Origin of the sequence: Clostridium sp., assembly GCF_050717635.1 — a bacterium.
In the GTDB taxonomy this organism is placed as follows: domain Bacteria; phylum Bacillota; class Clostridia; order Clostridiales; family Clostridiaceae; genus Clostridium_AD.
This window is the reverse complement of sequence record NZ_JBOITO010000039.1, coordinates 320,661-344,028: the sequence shown is the minus strand read 5'-3', so window position 1 is coordinate 344,028 and position 23,368 is coordinate 320,661. Positions and strand designations below refer to the sequence as shown.

At 30.8% G+C, this 23,368-nt stretch carries 23 protein-coding genes; 17 read left to right on the top strand and 6 right to left on the bottom strand.

The genetic code is table 11. The features are described 5' to 3' along the window. The first annotated feature begins 138 nt into the window (after nt 1-138). Nucleotides 139-1,356, top strand: coding sequence for a 6-phosphofructokinase (locus ACREWB_RS20570; RefSeq protein ID WP_431549331.1), 1,218 nt, complete (start codon nt 139-141; stop codon nt 1,354-1,356). Between the two features lie 74 nt (nt 1,357-1,430). Here ACREWB_RS20570 and ACREWB_RS20565 read toward each other — a convergent pair whose 3' ends face one another. Further along, nucleotides 1,431-2,651, bottom strand: a complete 1,221-nt coding sequence (locus ACREWB_RS20565; protein ID WP_431549330.1) for an alanyl-tRNA editing protein — start codon at nt 2,649-2,651, stop codon at nt 1,431-1,433. A 157-nt stretch (nt 2,652-2,808) separates the two neighbouring features. On the opposite strand from ACREWB_RS20565, the gene ACREWB_RS20560 reads away from it, so the two are divergent. From ACREWB_RS20560 to ACREWB_RS20525, 8 genes are all read left to right on the top strand, one after another. Continuing rightward, nucleotides 2,809-4,026 (top strand): NAD(P)/FAD-dependent oxidoreductase, encoded by a 1,218-nt coding sequence (locus ACREWB_RS20560; protein WP_431549329.1) that lies wholly within the window; start codon nt 2,809-2,811, stop codon nt 4,024-4,026. A 159-nt stretch (nt 4,027-4,185) separates the two neighbouring features. Beyond that, entirely contained in the window at nt 4,186-5,634 is a 1,449-nt protein-coding gene (locus ACREWB_RS20555; protein ID WP_431549328.1) for a TldD/PmbA family protein, read from the top strand. Further along, complete coding sequence (locus ACREWB_RS20550; protein WP_431549327.1) at nt 5,624-6,958, top strand: TldD/PmbA family protein; 1,335 nt, start codon at nt 5,624-5,626, stop codon at nt 6,956-6,958. Before ACREWB_RS20555 ends, ACREWB_RS20550 begins: the two co-directional genes overlap by 11 nt. Before the next feature lie 187 nt (nt 6,959-7,145). After that, nucleotides 7,146-9,251 (top strand): PAS domain-containing sensor histidine kinase, encoded by a 2,106-nt coding sequence (locus tag ACREWB_RS20545; protein WP_431549326.1) that lies wholly within the window; start codon nt 7,146-7,148, stop codon nt 9,249-9,251. A 116-nt stretch (nt 9,252-9,367) separates the two neighbouring features. Further along, nucleotides 9,368-10,504, top strand: coding sequence for a C40 family peptidase (locus ACREWB_RS20540; RefSeq protein ID WP_431549325.1), 1,137 nt, complete (start codon nt 9,368-9,370; stop codon nt 10,502-10,504). 143 nt (nt 10,505-10,647) lie between these two features. Next, nucleotides 10,648-12,087 (top strand): urease accessory protein UreH domain-containing protein, encoded by a 1,440-nt coding sequence (locus ACREWB_RS20535; protein WP_431549324.1) that lies wholly within the window; start codon nt 10,648-10,650, stop codon nt 12,085-12,087. Nucleotides 12,088-12,197: 110 nt separating this feature from the next. After that, nucleotides 12,198-12,641 carry a hypothetical protein gene (locus ACREWB_RS20530; RefSeq protein ID WP_431549323.1) on the top strand — a complete coding sequence of 148 codons (444 nt, stop codon included), beginning with the start codon at nt 12,198-12,200 and terminating at the stop codon, nt 12,639-12,641. Nucleotides 12,642-12,696: 55 nt separating this feature from the next. Next, a complete protein-coding gene (locus ACREWB_RS20525) occupies nt 12,697-12,936 on the top strand; it encodes an SHOCT domain-containing protein (RefSeq protein ID WP_431549322.1) in 240 nt (79 codons plus the stop codon). A 273-nt stretch (nt 12,937-13,209) separates the two neighbouring features. Here the strand turns inward: ACREWB_RS20525 and ACREWB_RS20520 are convergent, their stop codons facing one another. From ACREWB_RS20520 to ACREWB_RS20505, 4 genes are all read right to left on the bottom strand, one after another. Next, nucleotides 13,210-13,953: an amino acid ABC transporter ATP-binding protein gene (locus tag ACREWB_RS20520; protein WP_431549321.1), complete on the bottom strand. Its 744-nt coding sequence runs from the start codon at nt 13,951-13,953 to the stop codon at nt 13,210-13,212. A gap of 13 nt (nt 13,954-13,966) precedes the next feature. After that, entirely contained in the window at nt 13,967-14,650 is a 684-nt protein-coding gene (locus tag ACREWB_RS20515; RefSeq protein WP_431549320.1) for an amino acid ABC transporter permease, read from the bottom strand. Between the two features lie 12 nt (nt 14,651-14,662). Further along, complete coding sequence (locus ACREWB_RS20510) at nt 14,663-15,460, bottom strand: amino acid ABC transporter substrate-binding protein (protein WP_431549319.1); 798 nt, start codon at nt 15,458-15,460, stop codon at nt 14,663-14,665. Between the two features lie 199 nt (nt 15,461-15,659). Next, nucleotides 15,660-16,475, bottom strand: a complete 816-nt coding sequence (locus ACREWB_RS20505) for an FTR1 family iron permease (protein ID WP_431549318.1) — start codon at nt 16,473-16,475, stop codon at nt 15,660-15,662. Between the two features lie 258 nt (nt 16,476-16,733). Between ACREWB_RS20505 and ACREWB_RS20500 the strand changes: the two genes are divergently transcribed. The 8 genes from ACREWB_RS20500 (at nt 16,734) to ACREWB_RS20465 (ending at nt 21,949) form a co-directional block, all read left to right on the top strand. Further along, entirely contained in the window at nt 16,734-17,120 is a 387-nt protein-coding gene (locus ACREWB_RS20500; protein ID WP_431549317.1) for a NusG domain II-containing protein, read from the top strand. A 179-nt stretch (nt 17,121-17,299) separates the two neighbouring features. Further along, nucleotides 17,300-17,512, top strand: a complete 213-nt coding sequence (locus ACREWB_RS20495; RefSeq protein ID WP_431549316.1) for a heavy-metal-associated domain-containing protein — start codon at nt 17,300-17,302, stop codon at nt 17,510-17,512. Between the two features lie 318 nt (nt 17,513-17,830). Next, nucleotides 17,831-18,112 carry an SHOCT domain-containing protein gene (locus ACREWB_RS20490; protein ID WP_431549315.1) on the top strand — a complete coding sequence of 94 codons (282 nt, stop codon included), beginning with the start codon at nt 17,831-17,833 and terminating at the stop codon, nt 18,110-18,112. A gap of 296 nt (nt 18,113-18,408) precedes the next feature. Then, entirely contained in the window at nt 18,409-19,089 is a 681-nt protein-coding gene (locus ACREWB_RS20485) for a response regulator transcription factor (RefSeq protein WP_431549314.1), read from the top strand. Between the two features lie 3 nt (nt 19,090-19,092). After that, nucleotides 19,093-20,469, top strand: a complete 1,377-nt coding sequence (locus ACREWB_RS20480; RefSeq protein ID WP_431549313.1) for a sensor histidine kinase — start codon at nt 19,093-19,095, stop codon at nt 20,467-20,469. Between the two features lie 217 nt (nt 20,470-20,686). Continuing rightward, entirely contained in the window at nt 20,687-21,244 is a 558-nt protein-coding gene (locus ACREWB_RS20475) for a phosphatase PAP2 family protein (RefSeq protein ID WP_431549312.1), read from the top strand. A gap of 137 nt (nt 21,245-21,381) precedes the next feature. After that, entirely contained in the window at nt 21,382-21,645 is a 264-nt protein-coding gene (locus ACREWB_RS20470; protein ID WP_431549311.1) for a hypothetical protein, read from the top strand. Between the two features lie 157 nt (nt 21,646-21,802). Further along, nucleotides 21,803-21,949 (top strand): LDCC motif putative metal-binding protein, encoded by a 147-nt coding sequence (locus ACREWB_RS20465; protein WP_431549310.1) that lies wholly within the window; start codon nt 21,803-21,805, stop codon nt 21,947-21,949. Between the two features lie 30 nt (nt 21,950-21,979). On the opposite strand, the gene ACREWB_RS20460 is transcribed toward ACREWB_RS20465, so the two are convergent. After that, on the bottom strand, nt 21,980-23,368 hold the full coding sequence (locus ACREWB_RS20460) for a sensor histidine kinase (RefSeq protein ID WP_431549309.1): 1,389 nt from the start codon (nt 23,366-23,368) through the stop codon (nt 21,980-21,982).

Below are 23,368 nucleotides of genomic sequence, written 5' to 3'. Positions count from 1 at the left end.
TCAGAAGATATCTCAAAATATTAATGTATGTTAGGCTCAGTATGATTACAAATCACATTGGGTTTTTTTTATAAAGTTTATATAATAAACAGTTCCTATTTAGTTAAGTAATCATAAAATTACAAGGGGTGTAAAAATATGATAATTGAAGGTAAAGTTTTAATTGCACAAGGTGGAGGGCCGACTGCTGTTATTAATCAATCTCTAGTTGGTGCGGTGCTCGAAGCAAGGAAGTTTCCACAAGTAACAAAAGTCTATGGTGCTATAAATGGAGTAAATGGAATAGTTAATGAAAATTTCCACGATTTAAGCCGAGAGACAACTCATAATTTAGAACAAGTGGCAATGACCCCATCATCAGCACTTTTATCTACAAGGGACAAGCCAGATGTAGAATATTGTAAGGAAATATTTAGGGTGCTTAAAGCTCATGAAATAAGATATTTCTTTTATATTGGAGGAAATGATTCATCAGATGCAGTTAGAATAGTACATCAGCAAGCTAAAATTGCAAGTTACGAACTTAGAGCAATTCATATACCGAAAACTATAGACAATGACCTTATGATTAATGACCATACTCCTGGATATGGATCTGCAGCCAAATATATAACAAATGCATTTATTGGAATCAATCTTGATAATAGAGCATTACCAGGAGTATATATAGGGGTAGTAATGGGACGTAATGCAGGTTTTTTAGCCGGAGCCGCAGCCTTAGCTAAAAAGTACGAAGATGATGGTCCACATTTAATATATGTGCCTGAAAGGGTTTTTAAAATAGAGCAATTTTTGGTAGATGTTAAAAATGTTTACGATAAATATGGAAGATGTGTAATAGCTGTTTCAGAAGGTATTGTAGATGAAAAAGGTCAACCAATAATTTCAAGTCTTATGGAAAGAATAGAAAAAGATGAACATGGAAATATACAATTATCTGGATCAGGGGCATTAGGTGACCTTTTAGGTAACTATATTAGAAACAATCTAAATATTAAAAGGGTTAGAACAGATACATTCGGATATTCTCAAAGATGTTTTATGGGGTGTGTATCAGATGTAGATAGAAATGAGGCTAGAGAAGTAGGGGAAAAAGCTGCGCAGTATGCACTTTGGGATAATGTTGACGGTTCAATTACTATTCATAGAACAGGTCATTATTCAGTGGATTATAGACTTACGGAGTTAGAGCTGGTAGCAGGCAAGACAAAGGTTATGCCTGATAATTTTATTAATAGTGCATGCAATAATGTTACTGAAGCATTCTTAAATTACGCTAGGCCACTTTTAGGATCCAACATGCATTACGCACACAGACTTAGAGCATCTAAAGTTCCAAAAATCTTAGGTGAATAAGTAGATAAAAATGAATAACAAGCTAATTTTTACATCTGTAACTATTAGCTTGTTATTTATTTTATTTATGTATATTATTTATTTTTTGAGCTAGAAATTATAGCATCTTTGATCTTGCTATTAGCATAATCAAGTGCAGAATCTAAATTATTATTATTTTTTCCTCCACCTTGTGCAGAAAAGGCACTTCCGCCACCTTTTCCATCAATTAGAGTTATGGCATCTTTTAGAAGAGAATCCATTTTAATTATATTTAAATCTCTTGAACACATGAATAAAAGATTTGCTTTATCACCAGATTTTACTCCGAATAAAACAATAACCTTTGTGGCAGATACCAATTTCGTTGCTAACATATTAGCATATTTTAAATCACCGTTATCATAAATGCATTTAAGCACTCTAATGTCTTCTATTTTTGGGGATGATTCTAACATATTTTGAACTTCGTACTGTGCAACCTCAGCTTTTAATGCTCTTTTTTCAGTAAGTGCCTTATTAAGTTCACCTGAAAGCCTTTGTACTTCGGATAAAACAGTAGCATTATTACAACATAAAAGTTTAGACATTTTTTCTATAGTTTCATGTTTTACCGAATAATCAGAAATAGCCCTTCCTCCACACATAAATTCAATTCTTAAGCCATTCTTATATTTTTCGAATTTAGTAATCTTAATTAATTGTACCTCAATTGTTGAACTAGGATGTAGTCCACAGCAAGGGTTCACGTCAATATCAGCTATTTTAACTATTCTAATTTTCTCGCCAGCTTTAGATGGGATTTTTTTTAGTGATAGCTTTTTAAGTTCAGAACTGGTTGGATAAAGTACTTCTATGTTAATATTTTCTAAAATTATTTTGTTGGCATTTTCTTCGGCAAGGTTAAGGTCATTTGCTTCAATAGCCTTATCAATATCAATTGTTGCAGAATCCTTGCCAAGGTGAAAACCAATGGTAACTGCATTAAATAAATTAGAAATACAAGCAGAGATTATATGCTGACCTAGGTGCTGTTTCATATAGTCATACCTTTTTTCAAAGTCTATAACGCACTTAACTTTGTGGATCTTTAAAGGGTTCACTCTCACAACATGATATATTTTTTCAGCTTCTTCATATACATAGGTAACTTCAGCACCATTTATATATCCGGTATCACTTGGCTGACCACCACCTTCTGGGTAAAAATAGGTTTTATCTAGTTCAACATGATATTCTTTTTCTTTTTGAATGACATTTATGACTTCAGCTGTAAATTCCTTTTGATAGGGATTTTCATAACATAATTTTTCCAAATTCAAGCATCTCCTATATACTATAATATATTTCACTGTTTTATATATTGTACCATAAAAAAATTACTGATAAATATAAAAATCATTATAAGTATATAGGATTAATAATTGTGGAACACTACTTTTAAAATAAGAAAAATCAGGTAGGTGAAATAATTTGAATTTACAATATGTTCAAGGTGAACCACTGTTTATAAATACAAACAGTGTACCTAAACAATATGCTTATTTAACAGAAGATATAGAAACGGATGTAATAATAGTAGGTGGCGGAGTTACGGGGAGTATTCTAGGTTATTATTTTTCTAAAAAGAATATAAGTAGTGTGATTTTAGAAAAGGAGCGAATAGGTCATTTAAGCACAGGTGTTACAACTTCTTTACTGCAGTACGAACTTGATGAGAATTTAAATGATTTAATGGAAGCTACTACAATGGGAAATGTAATAAAATCCTATAACTTAGGGATTTTGGCTTTAAGTGAAATAGATAGTTTTATAAACGAGCACGGAAACAATTGTGATTACAGAGTAAAAGACACATTGTTATACACCTCTAAAAAATTAGAGATTAAAGAAATATATGAAGAATATAAGCTTCGATGTGAAAATGGGTTTGATGTAGATTTCATAGATGAGCATAACAATCCCTTTAGTTTTGACGTAAAAGCAGGTGTTTATTGCAAAAATGGGGGGGCACAATTTGATCCATATAAATATACTCATCAGTTATTAGAAGTTTCTTGTGAAAGTGGCCTTAGAGTTTATGAGAACACAGAGGTAGTAAAAGTCAATTATGAAAATAGTGGAGTAGTGGTAGAAACGAACTATGGATATAAGGTTAAGGGTAAAATAGTTATAGTGGCTACAGGGTATAATACAGAATTATTTACAAAAAGAAAATTTGGGACTAAAACTACTACCTTTAATATAGCCACAAAACCTATTAAAAGTTTTTCAGGGTGGCAAAATAGAGTACTTATTAGAGATAATGGTGATCCATATAATTATTTAAGAACTACTGAGGACAATAGGATAATAATAGGTGGAGAAGATATAAATTTCGTGCCAGATATATTTAATGAAAAAGCTGCAAATGAAAAATATAATATATTAGAGCAAAGATTAAAAGCAATGTTTAAAGACATTAGTGATGTAGAAGTGGAATATAAATATTGTGGTGCTTTTGCATCAACTAAAGATAATTTAGGATTCCTAGGACAGGACCCGAATAATGATAAGTTGTGGTATTGTTTAGGCTATGGAGCTAATGGTATATTATTTGCAACACTTGGTGGAATGATGTTAAGTGATTTATTTTTAGGTAAAACCAATGAGGATTTAAGGCTGTTTAAAGTGGATAGATTTGATAAGTAATTAAATGGGAAAGTGCTCAAAAGTAATATTTGAGCGCCTTCCCTATTTTTTTAATTAAAACTATAATTTAGATAATTGTGTTGAAATTAGAATTTTATGTAAGTATAATGATATTAATATAAAATTTATTTAACGAGAAGAATACTAGGGGGTTGTATCTTGAAAAATGAAATAATAAAAATCTTAAAAATGTTAAAAGAAAAAGGTGTGGATTATGCGGATATAAGAATGGTTGATAGAATGTCTGAAAACATTTCTACTGAGGATTTAAATGTTCAGAATATTTCAAATTCAAGAAGTAAAGGGTTAGGTATTAGAGTTATAGTAGATGGTTCTTTAGGGTTTGCTAGTACGCAAGATTTAAGTAAATTAGATGAAATTGCATTGTATGCTCTTGATTTAGCAAAGGCTAGTAGAATAGTTCAGACAGAAAAAATAAGGATGGCAGAAAAAGATGTAGTGGTAGATAATTACATAACACCTATAGAGATTGACCCGTTTACCGTGTCAAAAACAGAAAAAATAGAACTTCTTTTAAAAGCTGAAAAGACTATGAGAAAGAGTGCAAATTTATGCAAGACTAAAGCTTCTATGGATTTTAGAAAGGAAGAAAAAATTTATGCGGATACAGAGGGAAGTTATATAACTCAAACTCTTTTTGAATCAGGTGCAGGTATTGAAGCATTATCTTCAAGTAACGATGATGTACAGGGAAGAAGTTATCCTAATTCTTTTGGTGGGAACTTTGCAACAGCTGGATATGAATATGTTAAATCATTAAATCTTGTAGAAAATGCTGAGCGCGTTGGCAAGGAAGCAGATGCAATTGTAAAGGCAGAAGAGTGTCCAAGCGGTCGCTTTGATATAGTTATTGATGGTTCGCAATTAGCACTTCAGGTACACGAGAGTATAGGACATCCTGTAGAATTAGATAGGGTGTTTGGATCAGAGGCTGCTTACGCTGGTATGAGTTTTGTGACTGTAGACAAACTAAATGAAAACTTCAAATATGGTTCAGAATTTGTTACTGTAGTAGCAGATGGTACAATACCAAAGGGGTTAGGTTCTTATGGATATGATGATGATGGGGTTAAGTCACAAAGAACTGTTATTATAGACAAGGGTATATTTAGGAATTTTATTACCTCAAGAGACACAGCTGTAAAAATCAATCAAATATCTAATGGTACAAATAGATCTGATGGATGGCAGAATATGCCCATAGTAAGAATGACAAATATAAACTTAATGCCTGGAACTTTTGAATTAGATGAGCTTTTTTTAGGTATAGAAAATGGACTATATTTATGTACTAATAAAAGTTGGAGCATAGATGATAAAAGAGTTAACTTTCAGTTTGGTACAGAGGTAGCTTATGAAATAAAAAGCGGTAAACTTACAGGGAAAATCTATAAAAATACTATATACACAGGGATAACACCAGAGTTTTGGGGAAGTTGCGATGGGGTTTGTAATGAAAAGTACTGGACACTTTATGGATTACCAAATTGTGGTAAGGGTCAACCAGGACAAACTGCTCATGTAGGTCATGGAACAGCCCCTGCAAGATTTAGGAATGTAAAGGTAGGTGTTAAAGATGTTAAATAAGAAAGAGGCATATAAAATAATAGATAGGGTTCTAAGCAAATGTAATTATTATACTATGGTATCTATAATGTGCAAGGAGGAAGGGCTTACTCGTTTTGCAAATTCTGAAATACACCAAAATGTATATAATGAAGAAGATAGTGTAACTATTACTATTATTCATGATAAAAAGATTTCAGAAGTTACAACAAATCTTTTGTCAGAAGAAGAATTAATAAAGGCTGTTTATGAAGCAGAAGAGAATTTAAAATTATTACCACAAGGAGATATAGAGCTTCCTGAAATTTTATTTCCATTAGAAATTGCTTCAGAGGATTATGATACTCAACTAGGGTATAAATTTAGTATTTTAAATAGAGCCAAACTTATAAAGGAGGGTATCGAACTACTAGAGGAGGATTATATTACAGCGGGGGCACTATCTTTAACAGCTTTTGTAATGTGTTTGGGTAACAATAAAAATGTTAGAAGATATGCAAGAATAGACTCGGTAAGCTTTAACTCAGTAGTAATGCATAAAGATGGAGCATCAGGTTATGCAGAATATGTGACAAATAAAGCTGAAGAATTAAATGTAGTAGAACAATTTAAGGTTGCAATTAATAAGTGCAAAATGGGTATTAACCCAATTTCTATAGAGCCAGGTAGCTACGATGTAATTCTAGAGCCATTAGCTGTAGGAGATCTTTTAAAATATATGAGTTTTATAAGTTTTAGTGCAAAGGATGTAAGAACAGGTACAAGTTTCCTTACTGGAAAGCTTGGGCAACAGGTTTTTGGTGAGAACATAACTATAATGGATGATGTTAAAAATGAAAATACTATGCCTCTTTACTTCGATTTTGAAGGCTATGGACGCTCCAGCTTAAATTTAATTGAAAGTGGTGTGGCTAAAGAGCTATCATATGATTCAAAAACCGCAACTTTAGATAAGGTAAATCCAACAGGTCACTCCTTTGGTTATTCATCAGGAGAGGGTGGCATACCTATAAATATTGTTATGGAGGGGGGACAAGATACTTTAGAAAAACTTATAAAATCTACAAAAAAAGGTTTGATTGTATCAAGATTCCATTACATGAATATAGTAGACCCAAGACAATCTATATTAACGGCCCTAACTCGCGATGGACTATTTTTAATTGAAAATGGTAAAATCAAAGGGGCTGTAAAAAATATGAGATTCACGGAAAGTATGTTACATGCCTTTAACAAAGTTACAGGAATAACATCCGAAAGAATTAAAGTTCCAGGTGCCTTTGGTTTTAATTATGTACCTACATTAAAGATAGAGGATTTTCATTTTACAGGCAAAACAGAATAGGAGAAAAAAAGACCCCAGAGGGGGTCTTTTTTTAATAAGATTAATACATTTTTATTTTTTTTGTAAGATGCCACTTGCCACGTGGGTGGCACCAGAATAAAGGTGAAATACATATTTTGTAGAATATAGTATTTGTTAAAGTTTTCAATAACAACAATTTTAATTGATTTACAAAGGGGAGATTAAGATGAGTGAACATGATATTAAGGTATTACAAGAAATAGATATTGATAAAATTATTGAGTTATCAAAGAGTTTATTATTTGAAAATGATAGAAATGCTTTCTATAGGGAGCTAATTAATATAGTAGATAGTTATTTTAAGGCAAAAAAAATATTAGTTATAGAAGCTGTAGATAAAAACTTTGAAGTGGTAGTAGAATGGAAAGAACAATGTAGTGAAGTGATTTTTTATAATGAAAATAGTATTAGAGAGACCTCTAATATATTTAGATTCAGTATAGAACAAATCTGTGCGTGCAGGGAAGAAAAAATAATTAATAATGATAGCGACGAATTTGAAATTTTTCATCCGTTAATTTTCAACGAAGAGTTACTGGGAATTTTATACATAGAGAAAAAATCTCATTATAGCCAAATGGAATTGAAGATGCTTAAGCTAATTTGTCTCCAGGTTGCTGCAGTTATGGATAGAATGTATATGGAGGATATTAAAGTTCAGAAAATCAAATGTGAATTAAGAGAAAGTGAGGAAGGATACAAAAGATTATTTGAGTTATCTCCTGATGCTATATGTGTGCATTGTGATGGTAAAATAGTATTAGCTAATCCTACAGCTGAAAGGTTGTTTGATATTAAAGACCCTAAAGGTATAATTGGAAGAGATGTTATGGACTTTGTTCATCCTGATTATGTTAATCTTGCTAAGCGTAGAATAAAAACAATAATTGAAGGAGGAATGGTTACATCATTTATAGAGGAAAAATTTCTTTCGAATGATGGTATAATTATTGATGTAGAAGTTGGGACCTCTGGTTTTAAGTATAAAGGTAAATCAGCAGTTTTAGTAGTAGTTCGTAATATTAACCAAAGGAAAAAAATGGAGAGAAATCTAAAGGAGAATGAATCACTATTAAGAGAGATAACTGAAAATATCTCGGATATGATTGCAAAGGCTGATGTAGATGGAACTATTAAATTTATTACACCTGCTAAAAATGATATACTTGGATATGGAATAGGGAATGTAATTGGAAAAAATCTTTTAGATTTTGTTTATATAGATGATAAAAAAGCTGTATTAAAGAAAATAAAAAAATTAATTAGAACAACTATGAATCAAAAAATTCAATTTAGAGGTATACATGTAGATGGACGTATTATTTGGGCGGATGTTAGCTTTAATACACTGTTAGATGACAATAACAAAGTTGTGGGTTTGATTTTATCAGCGAGAGATATTACTAAGCGGATTGAAGCTGAACAAGTTATAAAAGAAAACAAGGAAAAGGAAATATTTTTAAATCAAGCCATAGAATATGATAAATTTAGGACGGACTTTTTTGCGAATATATCTCATGAATTAAGAACGCCCATCAATGTTATTTTAGGAACAATACAACTTATGAATCTAAAATTTGAGGAGCTATTTAAGGAAAATGATGAAAAAAGCAAGAAGCATTTAAGAACTATGAAACAGAACTGTTATAGATTAGTAAGACTTATTGACAACTTAATAGATGTAACGAAAATAGATGCAGGATATTTTGAGATTCATTTAAGTAATTGTAATATTGTTAGTGTTATAGAGGAAATAACTTTGTCTGTAGCAGAATATGTTGAGAATAAAGGTATATCTCTTATATTTGATACAGAAATCGAAGAAAAAATAATAGCTTGTGATAAAGACAAAATAGAAAGAATAATGTTAAATCTCATATCAAATGCAATAAAATTTACAAAATTAGGGGGGGATCTTTTAGTAAATATATTTGAAAGAAGTGATAGTATTGTTGTATCTGTTAGGGACACAGGCATTGGAATACCAAAAGAAAAGCAAACATGCATTTTTGATAGATTTATTCAAGTTGATAAGTCCCTTACGAGAAATAGAGAAGGAAGTGGCATAGGATTATCCTTAGTTAAAGCTTTAGTAGAAATGCATGGAGGTAAAATATTTTTAGAAAGCCAGGTTAATGTAGGAAGTGAATTTAGCTTTGAACTTCCTATAAGACAGTTACCAGAGAGTGAAGATGAATATGTTAATAATAATTTCAATGCTGATAGTAATATTGAAAAGATTCATATTGAATTTTCGGATATATATTTCTAGTGAAGTGGAATTAATTGGATTACTTAAATATGGACAATCTTCATAAGAACTTCATAAGTTTACGATATATTTGCTCTGAGATTTATAAATTATAAAAGAGCAAAGGAGATGTACTAATGAAAAATGCCCTGAGAAGTATTCTAGTTGTATTAAGTTTGATTTTTACTTTAAACATAACTGTATTAGCGACGCCAACAAATGAGAAGTTACAACAGCAGAAGGACGCACTAACGAAAATTCAAGTAGAAAGAGAAGAAATTGAAACGAAAATAGAACATTTTGATAATGAAATTGTAACAATCATGGCTAAAACTGAGGAAAACAAAGGTAAAATAGCTGGAACAGAAAAGGCAATTGAAAGCGCCGCTATTGAGGTTAAAAGGGTTGAAAATGAAGCCCAAAAGGAGCAGGAATTATACAATAGTAGAATGAGAACTATGTACATAAATGGATATGATGGGTATTTAAGCACAATCCTTAGTTCGGAGAGTTTTGGAGATTTTATATCAAGAGTGGAAAACATAAAAGCCATTATAAAGTTTGATAAAAAAGTAGTCGGTGAATTTGAAGCCACCCAAAGGCAATTAAGTGAAAAGAAGATAAGTTTAAATAAAACAAGGAAAACATTGTTGAACATAAAAGTAGAAAACAAGCAAAAACTAGATAAGATAGACATTACTAAAAAGTCTCAGAATAAATTGATAGCTGAGATAAATAGCAAGGAGATTGTTTATAAAGAGCTAAATAATAAATTGATAAATGAGCTAAAGAGCAGTGAAAGTCTTCTTGCAAGGCAGATAAGTGAGCCGCAAGTGTTAGCAAGTAAGAGCATAACGAAAATAAATGAAATAAGAAAATCAACACCTAAATATACACCTTCAAGGGGCTCAACCGCTGTATCAGCAAATGCTGTAATAGCCTATGCTTCTAACTTTCTTGGAACGCCATATTTATGGGGTGGAACATCGCCTTCAACAGGCTTTGATTGTTCAGGATTTACACAATACGTATATAAGCATTTTGGGATTTCTTTAGGAAGAGCAACATTTCATCAAATAAAGGATGGGGTACAAGTATCAAAGGGAAACCTTAAGCCAGGGGATTTAGTGTTTTTTGGAACTAATAACAACCCTCATCACATGGGCATCTATCTTGGAGATAATAATTACATGCATTCTCCACGTACAGGAGATGTAATTAAAATTTCAGCTATGACAAGGACAGATTTTATAACAGGTAGAAGAGTAATGTAATTGGTAAATCAATATTGAATTCAGATAAATAGCATATCTGGATTCAATATTTTTTTATTAAAATTTTTAAGTCCATCTTTATAAAATCTACACATCTCATTTGTATAATATAGTTAAAAATATAATAGACAAAGAGGTGACCTATGAGTATTAAAAAACAAAATATTAAAGTTTACAACATGACATGTACCTCCTGTGAAGCTAGAATAGAAAAGTCTCTGATGAGCATCTTTGGAGTTACTAAGGTATTGGCTAACTACAAAAGCGAAAGTGTGTTTGTTCAATATGATGATGAAACGTGCAATAATTCACTAATTAAAGAAAAGATCTCGAAACTAGGTTATAGTACAGAGGATTCTGGCAATTTTAAACTTATTGGACTCCTAATAATAGTTCTTGCTATTTTTCTTATAAGTAGGGCTGGTAATAGCTTCAACATGGAATCTAAGCTAGCAAACGCATCTTATTTTGTTCTATTTATAGTGGGTGTGTTCACTTCACTTCACTGCGTTGGTATGTGTGGTGGAATAATGTTATCACAAAGTATAGGCACAGAAAACAAAAGCGAATTTCAATCTTTAAAACCTGCACTATTTTATAATTTAGGAAGAGTGATATCTTATACTATTCTTGGCGGAATTGTTGGAGCTTTAGGTTCTGTTTTTTCTCTGTCTTTACAATATAAGGCTGGGCTTCAGGTTTTAGCTGGAATCTTTATGGTCATTATGGGACTCAATATGTCTGGATACAGTCTTTTTAGAAGATTTAACATAAAATTACCAAGGTCCTTGTGCAATATTAAAAAGAGCGGAAAAACTCCATTTATAGTAGGCAGTTTGAACGGGTTTATGCCTTGTGGACCTCTTCAAACTATGCAATTATATGCTCTCGGAACAGGTAGTGCGCTGATTGGGGCTACTTCAATGTTCATATTTGCACTTGGTACGGTACCTTTAATGCTTGGATTTGGAGCTATTTCGGGCCTTTTAAGTAAGGATAATACAAAGCAACTTGTAAAATTTGGAGGAATTCTTATAGTTGTTCTAGGGCTTATTATGGGTAATCGTGGTCTAGCTCTTGCTGGCATTTATATATCGCCTATAGCTTTAATGGGTGCTGCTCATCAGCAAAACAATTCTCCTGAGCAGACTGATACACCTGAAAAAGGTTCAACAGCTGTTGTTGAAAATGGAGTTCAAGTAATAAATATGACAGCAACTGCACGTGGCTACACGCCTAGTGTATTATATGTACAAAAGAATGTGCCTGTTAAGTGGATAATAAATGGAGAACAGCTAACTTCATGTAATAATTCTATTGTTGTGCCTACTCTAGATATAGAAAGAAAATTAGAATCTGGTGAGAACATTGTAAATTTTACTCCAGGTGATAAAGATATAAACTACAGCTGCTGGATGGGTATGATAGGTGGAGTAATTAAGGTGGTAGATGATGTTAATGCAATAGATGCTTCAAGTGATGCTACTACTAGTGAGAACACTGAAACCAGTGCTGAGACTCATGCTAGCGCTAGTATCTATGGAACTGATTTAACTAAAACCTCAATTTGGGCATCTTATTAATATATAATTTTTCAAAGTATTTAAAACTAAAATTATTACCTTCATAATTACTCCACAATTGAGTAGTAGAATAAGTGTATAGAGAAAAACAAATTAAGGAGTGATATTAAATGAAAAATAAAATTATGGTTTTAGTAATAGCCGGCATCCTAACAGTAGGCGGCGTTTCAATTGCATATGCAACTGTTAAAAATGATACAACTTTGGACAACTTCAAAACACCAATAACTAGTTCGCAAAATAATGACGATAAATCATCAAATAATTATACAAACTCGATGATGGATGATCAAAATAGTGGGGGTAAGTCAAATGGAAGATATAACGATATGATAAAAATAATGAATGATAACGGGTTCAGTGATGAGTCAAAAGCAATTGAAAACAGAGATTTTGATTCTATGAATGATAGCATGAATAACATAAGTGATGATGACTATAAAAAAATGATTGATATAATGGGAGAGAATGGATATGAATCTATGGCTAATATGATGGAATCCGTAGGTAGAGAAGATATGATAGAGGTTCATGGAAGTATGATGGGAAGATAATATTCTAGCATTTAATTAAAATAATAATATAAAGATAATGGAAGGATGATTTTATATGATGGGATATGGATATGGATATAATATGATGGGAGGTTGGTTTGGAATGATGATTATTCCTATAATTTTAATTGGGATTATTATATATGTAGCCTCTAGGCGAGAACAAAACAATGCTAAATATATAGAAACTACAGATAATTCTTTGAATATCTTAAGTGAAAGATTTGCTCGTGGAGAAATAAAAGAGGAAGAATATAGAAGTAAAAAATATATACTTTTAAAGGGTAAATCTTAAAAAAATTCTAGAAATTAAAATTTAACGGTTACAACTACAGCTAATGAATAGCTGAGATTGCTGTCAGAAATGATACAATGGCAGAGAAAGAACACTATAATTCAATCTCAAGGCGTATGTCAAGCCTTGAGATTGAATTTCTGTTTATTTGAAGTTATTCTATTGAACTCTATTAATAAATTATAAAAAAAATTAGTCATGTCAAAAAACATAGCGTGGGATTTTGCACACCCTAGTAATATGGAAGTAGAAGTATATTACATCTTCTATTATTTAATCTGTTACTAGATTTAAAAATTGTTTTAATCTCACGCTAGCTGTGTTACTGAATAATTCCTCAGGTGTTCCCTTGTATGTAATTAATCCGTTGTCTATAAATATTATATTGTCTGCTACTTCTCTTGCGAAACTCATATTATGAGTAACAACTACCATTGTCATTCCCTCAAGAGATAGCTCCTTCATAACTTTAAGTACCTCTGCTTCAAGCTCTGGATCTAGTGCAGATGTTGGCTCATCAAACAATAATACTAGTGGCTCTATAGCCATTGCACGTGCAATAGCAACTCTTTGTTGTTGCCCACCTGAAAGCTCATGAGGATAGCTATCACATTTTTCAGTAAGTCCAACCTTATCTAAAAGCATTAGCGCCGTGTCATGGGCTACCTTTTTAGATTGCTTAAGTACAGTAACAAGGCCTTCCATAATGTTTTCCACTACTGTCATATGAGGAAATAAGTGAAACCCTTGAAATACCATTCCTGTATTCTTACGTAATGTCAGTATTTCCTTTTCAGTAGGACTTTTGTTTTCACCAAAAGTAAGTTTACTATTTCCAATAGTAATTGTTCCACTGTTAGGCATTTCTAATAAATTAATACACCTAAGAAGAGTGGTTTTACCTGAACCTGACGGTCCTATTACAATAGTTGTCTCACCCTTTGCAATTCTCAAATCTATACCTTTTAAAATCTCATTATCGCAAAAGCTTTTGTGTAAGTTTTGTATATTAATCATGTATTTCCTCCAATTACCTAGCCACATATCTTTCAAGTTTTTTCTCTACCCTCTGTTGAAGTGTAGATAATATAGTACAAAATAATAGATATATAAAGGCTACTTCAATGTATAATACTAGTGGCTCATATGTTGCAGCATTTATTCTTTGAGCAATCTGAAACATTTCAGTTAAAGTAATCGCCGCGGCTAGTGACGTATCTTTAACAAGACTTATAAAGGAATTCGAAAGAGGCGGCACTGATACTCTAGCTGCCTGTGGTAATATTACACGTATTAACGCTTGAGTATGAGTCATACCAATAGATGATGCTGCCTCCCATTGTCCTTTAGGAATTGATAGAATTGCTGCTCTAATTACTTCCGAGTTATAAGCTCCAACGTTTAATGTAAAGCCTATTATTGCTGCTGGTAAAGCTCCAATTATTATACCAGCCTTTGGCAATCCGTAGAATATTATAAATAGCTGTATGAGGAGTGGAGTACCTCTTATTATCCAAACATAAAACCTTGATATTAAAACTAATAATTTGTATTTTGAAATACGAGCCAGAGCCGTTAACATAGCCAAAATTGAGCCAAGTATGAAAGAACCCACTGCTAGTGGAAATGTAACCTTCACACCTGCTATTAATAAAGGAAAGAAAGAATCTTTAATTATTTCTAATATTCTTAGTGTTTGTGCATCAAAATTCATATCTTCACCTTATTATTTTGATACATCTGCAGCAAACCATTTATTAGATATCTTAGAATAAGTACCATCTGCTTTCATGTCACTTATTGCTTTATTAACTGCTTCTACTAATTCTTTATTTCCCTTGTTAAACATCGCTGCATTTGGCTGAGCATTTTCTTCCTCATCTACAATCTTTATAGCAAGGTCTGGCTTTTGCTTTATAAGATCAAAGTAAGATAAACTGTCATTAATTGTGGCGTCTACTCTCTTAGACGTTAAAAGGTCGATTGCTTGATTAAAACTTTCAATTGGTTGAAGTACGGCACCATTATTCTCTGCAATTTTAGCTAAATTACTAGTTAATGATTGAGCGGATTTCTTGCCTTTTAAATCTTCAAACTTTTTAATAGTAGTATCTGCTGTATTTACTATGAGTACGGCTTTTGAAACTATATATGGATCTGAAAAATCATATTTTTTTTGTCTATCAGCTTTAATACCAACTTGATTTACTACCATGTCAAATCTCTTTGCGTCAAGTCCTGCGAACATTCCGTCCCACTTAGTTTCTATAAATTCTGGGTTTACATCAAGACGCTTAGCTATTTCCTCTGCAATTTCAACATCAAATCCAGTTAATTTCCCCGTCTTATCATGAAAAGTATATGGCGCATAAGTCCCTTCAGTACCAATTTGTATTTTTCCTTCACTCTTTATTTTTGTTAATAAATCGGTTGGTTTAGTATTATTACTGCTATTTGTGCTGCAGCCTACAAAGCCTATCGATGCTATTAATAAAGTACTAAATAATATAGTTGATTTTTTCATTTATTTCCTCCTCGTAGTATTCTTACTTTTTTAGTAAGGTATTGATCAATTCTCGTTTAATATATGGTGTTATTAAAATTAACTACTTATACGTATATGTAGTATAATACAACATTTATATGAAGATGGTATGTAGAACTAAACAAGAATAAAAATATTATAAAACCATCTGAGACTGAGCTCAGATGGTTTTATAATTCTATTTTTTAGATTTTTTAAACCAAATAAAAAACATAATGAAGGTGTAAAAATATTGAAGAACAAATTGTATTATTTCAGGTTTTGAGTACCATCCAATTAAAACGTAAAGAGGAAGTCCTATAATACCTTCTTTATGGTAAAAAATTGTATTTGAGAGGTCAAACGCTTTAACAAATAGAGGACTTGTACTTGAAATAATATTTAAGGAATGTAGTGCAGACAAACCTTCATGAATGCCGTAGCCTAGCAAAAATCCAGCTTGTAGAATTAAGTATGCTAAGGTTATATTAAATAGTATTTTTAAGTTTATCCTTACTAAAGAAAAATAAATCAATATGCAAAAGATCAATGCCAAAGCAACCCCTGTAAATATTGATAATAAAGTATATTTACCGGCAAAAACAAATATTACAATTTCAGCACCTTCACGTACAACCATAACAAAGGTTATACTAAAAATGCCTATAGCTGAAAGATTAGTTTTTACTTGATTTTGAACTTCTGTAATCATGTTTCTTCCATGTATTATCATCCAATAAATAAAAGTAGTTATTAATATTAGTGCCGCAATACTTGCTGAACTTTCCCACAACTTTGCTAATTCCTCCGTTTTACCAATAGATTTTGAAATGAAAAACAATATTCCGCCAATTCCTAGTGAAGCTATAATTCCTACTAAAGCTCCTGAAAAGGCGTTTTTTCTAAAAGTAGTATTGCCACTCTTTTTTAAATATTGAAGTATAATTACAACAATTAAAAAAGCTTCGAGGCCTTCTCTAAAACCAATTATTAGTCCTGGTAAAAAAACATCCATTATTATAAACCTCCTTCAAACATGTGATAGTGAAAATCATTATCAACTAATTCTAATATGTATTTATATTTTTGTCAATGTGTAAATTTTCATGTTATAAAACAAATAATTTGGTGCTTTCCAATTTTATCATGCTCAGCAATAAGGGTATGAACAACATGGTATTATATATAAAAACAATATTCATAGTATCTTCATATTATAATGCTAAACTAAATTCTAAACTAAATTCTAAAGCAGCAAACAAGGAGTTTATTTATGAAGAGTGGAGATAAAATAGTTGGAATAATCCTTTTAATTATTGTAATAATAACATTAAGTCTAGCTTCAATATATAAGACTTCCGTAAAGGGGGCAGAAAACATGGCTGTTATTAAGAGCGATGGCAAGGTACTTAAAACTATTGATTTAAATAAGGTAGTGGAACCACAAGAGTTTACTATAAAAACAGACAAGGATAATTACAATATCATATCGGTTAAACGCAATGGTATAAAGGTAAAAGCTGCTGATTGTCCTAATCAATTGGATGTTAAAGTTGGATGGATTTCGCAGCCTGGCGAGATAATTGTGTGTTTGCCTAATAAGCTTATAATTAGTATTAATGGGGAGGCAAATAATGGTATCGATGGTGCGACTTTTTAAAATTAAATAAGGTTATTCTATTTCTTATTTTGTGGTTCATTTCTAAAGCCTATCATCTCAGCATTGAGTTTTAGTTCGGTTTCAGTTTTAACAAACGAATTACGCTTAAAAGGCTTTAAGCCATTAAGATAAAGATCAAAATTCAAAGGAAAAAATAAAAATTGAAGGGAGAAATAAAAATGAAAAAGAAAATATTAATAGAAGGTATGAGTTGTGGACATTGTTCAAATCATGTTAGCGAAGCCCTAAAGGACCTTGGAGCAAAAGAAGTAGAGGTAAACCTTGCTAAAAAGTTTGCTACTGCTGAAATAAGCGATGATATTACTGATGAAGCTATAAAGGAAGCTATTGAAGAGGTTGGATATGATGTTGTAGGAATAGAAATAGCTTAGAGTTAAAATATAATTAAATCAAAATATGAAAATGCCCAAGTATTATACAAAATATAATACTTGGGCATTCTATTAATATAAGATTTTAAAAGTAGTTAGAAGGAAAAGGATTAACTTCATAATTACTCCACAATTGAGTAGTAGAATAAATTTATAGAGAAAAACAATCACATAAAAAAACCGGAGGAGTGATATTAGATGAAAAATAAAACTATGGTTAATACGATGAAATTCATAGGCGTAGAAAATATGACAGCAATTAATAAAAGTATGATGGTAAACTAATATAAGAATTTTAAAATAATTAAGATAACTTAGATGATAAATAAAATAAAAATTAAAGGAAGGATGATATATATGATGGGATATGGATATGGAAACAATATGATGGGAGGAGCATTTGGAATGATTATTCCTATAATTATAGTTGCAATTGTTATATTTGCAATATATAAACTATTTGAAAATAAAAATATTAAAAATATAGGAACTAGAGATAATTCTTTAGATATCTTAAATGAAAGATTTGCTCGTGGAGAAATAAATGAAGAAGAATATAATAGTAAAAAAAATGCATTATTAAATAATAAAACACTCTAAAGTATTTAAGCCTCTGACATAATAATTTGATAATTGAACCACGCATACTTGTAACTTCAATCTTGAGTCGGTGGTTCTTTTACGATAGTAAAAACATTTTTTAATTTACGAATGCCATACAGAAAGCGTTGAGATTAAAGGCCAGCTTATTATAATTTTGATAAGCTGGTCTTTGCTATAGTTATTTTAATAATTAGTGTATTTCTACATAAAATATTTATAAGTATTTTGTATAATAGGTATAGAGTTTGTATTATACTAACAAGTATAGTAATTTTAAGAGGGGTGAATTAGAAGTGGCTAATATATTAATTATTGAAGACGAGGAAAAGGTCTCAGAGATACTTAAAGCATATCTCGAAAAAGCAGGTTATAGTGTTTATTGTACTGTGAGAGGTATGGAAGGCATAAAACTTTTCGAAGAAATTAAATTTAATTTAGTTATATTAGACCTAATGCTACCAGACATATCTGGAGAAGAGGTGTGTAGCATATTAAGAAAAATGTCTGAAGTTCATATATTTATGCTTACAGCAAAAGGTACCCTAGAGGATAGAATAGAAGGACTAAACCTTGGGGCAGACGAATATCTTGTTAAGCCCTTCAGCCCTAGAGAACTGACTGCAAGAGTAAACGCTTTATTTAGAAGACTTAATATAGATAAGGGTCAAAGTAAAGTTTATAACAATGGAGAATTTGAAATTAATTATGAGAAAAGAATAGTTAAGATTCTTGGAACAGAAATACCTCTTACACCAAATGAATTTGATATAGTACATATTCTTTCAGCTAATAAGGGTAAAGTGTTTACAAGAGACCAGCTCATTGAACGAATTATGGGCATAGATTTTCAAGGCTTTGATAGAACAATAGATGTACATATTAAAAACATACGTAAAAAAATAGAATTGGATAGTAGAAATCCTGAATATATATTAACTGTAACTAGAATTGGTTACAAATTCGGTGGTGATTAAGTGATGCAAAGTATACGAAAAAGATTAAGTATTATTTTAGTAGTAACTGCCATAATAGCGCTTTTTTTATCCACACTTTTTGTGAATATAACAATATCAAAAACTTTTGACAAGTATTTACTAGAAACACAAGACAAGAGAAACGTAAGAATAGTTAAATATTTGGAAGAAGTATATAAAAAAGATGGTAAGTGGAATGAAAAGTCAGGAATAGAAATTTTGCATGAAGCCTACATGAGCAACTATAGTCTTACTCTTAAGGATAAAAACAACAAAGTAGTATGGGGAATGGACCCTAAGGAAATAGTAAACAATAACAATGTTAATATGAATGTTAAAGATGAAGGAGTATATAATACAAACAGCTTCAATATAAATTTTAACGACCAAATTGTAGGCAACATAGAAGTGGGACAATATGGGCCAGTATTATTATCTAAAGAAGATGTAAGATTTAAAACATCCATAAATAAAAGTTTTATTTTAAGTGTTGTACTTTCAATATTCATAACAATATTAATTAGTTTACTTATTTCAAAGCAATTTTCATCACCACTAAGTCAAATCTCAAGGGTATCTGTTTATCTGTCAAATGGAAACTATAAACAAAGATCACATAATAAGAGTAGTATTCTAGAACTTGAGGTTTTAAGAAATAGCATAAATACACTGGGTGAAAAACTTCAACATCAGGATGAGCTTAGAAAAAGGTTAATATCAGATATTTCGCATGAAGTTAGAACACCCCTAAATATTCTTCAAAATAATTTTGAAGCTATGATTGACGGCATTTTTCCAGTTGACAATGAAAGGTTAACTTATCTTAACGAAGAGGTTATTAGATTTGGAAAGCTTATAAACAATTTAAATGCCTTAAAAGAGGTCGAAGGGTCAGAAGCGGTCTTAAGTATGGAGAAAATCGACTTGGGGGCTATTATTTCTTCGGTTGTAAAGGATTTTGAAGTAATAGCTGAGAATAAGAAGCTTAGCATTAAATTAGAATGTAATACTGATAAACAATTTAATATCTTATGTGACAGTGATAAAATAAAACAGGTAATAATTAATTTGCTTTCAAATGCAGTTAAATTTACTAAGGAGTTCGGGAAAATTAATATTACACTAAAAGAGGTAAATGAAAAAGTGATATTAAAAATAGAAGATACAGGCATTGGTATTAAAGAGGAGGACTTACCTTATATATTTGAAAGGTTGTATAGAGGAGATAAAAGCAGACATGAAATAGAAGGAAGTGGAATAGGACTTACAATTGTACGAGATATACTAACCCTACATTCAGCAACTATAAAAGTGAAAAGTAAAGATGAAAAGGGATGCGTTGTTACTGTGTATTTTAACAAATTTATTCGGATATTTTAAGGGAATATTAAAACTATACTAAATAACTTAATTAGTATAGTTTTTTTGTTGTAAAAACGATTGTAAAAATTGCTGTTATTTTTGTATATAATTTTTACGATTTTAAGCTAAATCTAAGCTTTTTTAATCCAATTTTAATATTACAAGTATATAATATAAAATAGGAGAATGTTTATAGATACACGTAGTGCAACTAGAAAAAAAGGAGGGTGAAAAAATGATACCATTAATACAAAGATTTGATAACTCAATATTACTCTTTATAAAAAATAACATGCATGGAATTATTATGGATAAAAGCATGGTTATATCAACATACTTAGGAAATGGGGGAATCATATGGATTATAATAATAGCGATACTTATGATTAATAAAAAATATAGAAAAATAGGTTTTATGGCTTTAGGAGCTTTAATATTAAGTACAATTTTAGGAGAAGAAATAATGAAAAATGTAGTTAAACGTATAAGGCCATCAGAAGATATACCAGCATGGAACCTTTTAATTGCAAAGCCATTATGCTATTCATTCCCGTCCGGGCATACTACTTCCTCATTCGCAGTGGCAGGGGTACTCGCAAAATATTTTAAACGTTATGCTTTTGGATTTTTGGGTCTAGCATCTTTAATAGGGTTTTCAAGATTATATTTATATGTACATTATCCTACTGATATTTTCGCCGGTATAGTTTTAGGACTTATGTGCAGCGGAATAATAATTTACTTATTTGATAAAGATAACAATAATATTAAGGTTCTTAAGGCTAAAATATAAGAGAACATTCATTGTATAAATTATTGATTTTAGCATGTTTTATCCCCGCTGTTTTACTATAGGAAGGAAAGTGTTTTTTTAATATATAATATGAAAAGAAAGAAATAGATAACACTTAATAGAAAAGGGTGGGAATCATGTTAAAAATAAAAAACAGTACAAAAACCAAAAGAAGTACAAGCAAATTGGTTTTACTGTTTATAATATTTGAATTGATTTTCACACTAAGTACAGGCCCATATATAGTTTATTATGGTCCGTTTAAAAATGTGAAGACTACAGTAGTAGGTGCAGCGATGACTACCTCTACACTATATTATAATGATGAAATTATAAACAATCCTAGCGACAGTTTAGGAGAAAGATCTATATGTTCAATTATTTATGTAGAGAGCAAGTAATGCGTGAAATCTTAGCATAAGACATATTATAAGCTTATGAAATTTATTGCTGGTATTTCTCAAGCGTTTGCAATATTCATATTATCTACATATAAAAATGTTAAACTAATCTCATAAACAATATAAATATTAAACTAAATTTATTGGAGGTTTAAAATTGAAAAAACTAAAGAAGTGGTATGATAATTTTTTAAAAGGGATGGAAAAAGCCAATGAAGAATCTTTTGGTGATAAAAAACTAGATTGTTGTGGGTTAAACTCAAGTAAGAATAAAAAATTAGCACAAGATAAAAAACAAAAATAAAACTTCAGTTTGGAGTTTTATTTTTGTTTTTTATTTTGGAATAGTAACGATAAATGTACTTCCTTTCCCTAGTGTACTCATTACATTGATTGTACCATTATGGGCCTGCACAATTGATTTTACAATTGTTAGACCTATTCCTGAACCACCAGTTTTTTTATTGCGAGATTCATCACTTCTATAAAATCTTTCAAAAATGAAAGGCAAGTCTTTTTCAGAGATTCCAATTCCATTATCCTTTACTTCTAAAATAATAGTTTCATTTTTATCCTTTAGAGTTACAAAAACTTCTCCATTTCCATTGAGGTATTTAAGTGAGTTTGCAAGCAAATTATACATTACTTGTGTGAATTTATCTTTGTCTATAAAAACTTCCACATTTGACATTAAACTTGAAGAAATTTTTGAATGTGAATTAGCAAATAGTGGTTCAAAAGATGTTATTACTTTTTCCAGTTCTAAGGACAAGTTAAATCTACATTTATTTAAATTTAGATTTGTTTGCTCGAGTTTCGCTATATCATTAAGGCCTTCCACCAGTTTTATTAATCGCTGTATTTCTTCATAAAAGTTTGTAAGCATCTCATCTGTTGGCTCCCAAACCTTATCTAAAAGTGCCTCTATATGTGATTTTAAATTGGTAAGAGGAGTCCTGAGCTCGTGGGCCATGTCAGATGTCAACCGTTTTCTAAGCAGTTCTTGGTTTTGTAAGGTTTCCGCAAGATAGTTTATTGAAGCATTTAAATCACTTATTTCTGTGGTTTTAGATACAATCTGAGATCTAGCTTTTAAATTACCATCTCTAATTTTATTAGCAGTAGCAGTGATTTTTGTAAGTGGTGAGGATATTTGTTTCGATAAAAGAATGCTTACTATTAATCCAAAAATCAAAGCAATAAAACCGGAAAGAAAGAAGGAGCGATTTAAGGTCATTTTAAAGGTCAGCGCAGCAGCGTTTAAATATGAGGTTCCGTAATAACCGAAGACAATACTACCTACATTTTTATTGTTTTTCATTAAGGGATAATTATCTTCAATGTATTCTCCAGGCTTAATTTCTGAAAAATCATTCATCATTGAGTTCATCATAGAACCCATCATTGTATTTTTTTGTAAAGTTGAATTGCCTGAAGTGAAAACAACCACACCACTTTTATCTTTAACTTCAATGTATAATTTCTCAGCACTAGCGTACCTTAGTAATTCATCTTTACTATTGGCTGAAAAACCTGTATTCTGGTCATATAAACCATTTGCTATAGTTGTAATTTCACTTAACTTAGTTTTATGTTCATCAATTAAGTAGGTGTTGAATTTTTTACCAATCATAGAATTTGAAATTAAAACTGCAATAAGTATAGACACAATTGCAGTAAGAAGAAAGCCCAAGGATAATTTTTTTGTCAAAGATAGTTTCAT

Bases quoted from the DNA above. Each gene is read 5' to 3' on its own strand.
- ACREWB_RS20570 (WP_431549331.1), top strand. From the start codon at position 139: ATGATAATTGAAGGTAAAGTTTTAATTGCACAAGGTGGAGGGCCGACT.
- ACREWB_RS20550 (WP_431549327.1), top strand. From the start codon at position 5,624: ATGTTAAATAAGAAAGAGGCATATAAAATAATAGATAGGGTTCTAAGC.
- ACREWB_RS20545 (WP_431549326.1), top strand. From the start codon at position 7,146: ATGAGTGAACATGATATTAAGGTATTACAAGAAATAGATATTGATAAA.
- ACREWB_RS20540 (WP_431549325.1), top strand. From the start codon at position 9,368: ATGAAAAATGCCCTGAGAAGTATTCTAGTTGTATTAAGTTTGATTTTT.
- ACREWB_RS20535 (WP_431549324.1), top strand. From the start codon at position 10,648: ATGAGTATTAAAAAACAAAATATTAAAGTTTACAACATGACATGTACC.
- ACREWB_RS20530 (WP_431549323.1), top strand. From the start codon at position 12,198: ATGAAAAATAAAATTATGGTTTTAGTAATAGCCGGCATCCTAACAGTA.
- ACREWB_RS20525 (WP_431549322.1), top strand. From the start codon at position 12,697: ATGATGGGATATGGATATGGATATAATATGATGGGAGGTTGGTTTGGA.
- ACREWB_RS20520 (WP_431549321.1), bottom strand. From the start codon at position 13,953: ATGATTAATATACAAAACTTACACAAAAGCTTTTGCGATAATGAGATT.
- ACREWB_RS20515 (WP_431549320.1), bottom strand. From the start codon at position 14,650: ATGAATTTTGATGCACAAACACTAAGAATATTAGAAATAATTAAAGAT.
- ACREWB_RS20510 (WP_431549319.1), bottom strand. From the start codon at position 15,460: ATGAAAAAATCAACTATATTATTTAGTACTTTATTAATAGCATCGATA.
- ACREWB_RS20505 (WP_431549318.1), bottom strand. From the start codon at position 16,475: ATGGATGTTTTTTTACCAGGACTAATAATTGGTTTTAGAGAAGGCCTC.
- ACREWB_RS20500 (WP_431549317.1), top strand. From the start codon at position 16,734: ATGAAGAGTGGAGATAAAATAGTTGGAATAATCCTTTTAATTATTGTA.
- ACREWB_RS20495 (WP_431549316.1), top strand. From the start codon at position 17,300: ATGAAAAAGAAAATATTAATAGAAGGTATGAGTTGTGGACATTGTTCA.
- ACREWB_RS20490 (WP_431549315.1), top strand. From the start codon at position 17,831: ATGATAAATAAAATAAAAATTAAAGGAAGGATGATATATATGATGGGA.
- ACREWB_RS20480 (WP_431549313.1), top strand. From the start codon at position 19,093: ATGCAAAGTATACGAAAAAGATTAAGTATTATTTTAGTAGTAACTGCC.
- ACREWB_RS20475 (WP_431549312.1), top strand. From the start codon at position 20,687: ATGATACCATTAATACAAAGATTTGATAACTCAATATTACTCTTTATA.
- ACREWB_RS20470 (WP_431549311.1), top strand. From the start codon at position 21,382: ATGTTAAAAATAAAAAACAGTACAAAAACCAAAAGAAGTACAAGCAAA.
- ACREWB_RS20460 (WP_431549309.1), bottom strand. From the start codon at position 23,368: ATGAAACTATCTTTGACAAAAAAATTATCCTTGGGCTTTCTTCTTACT.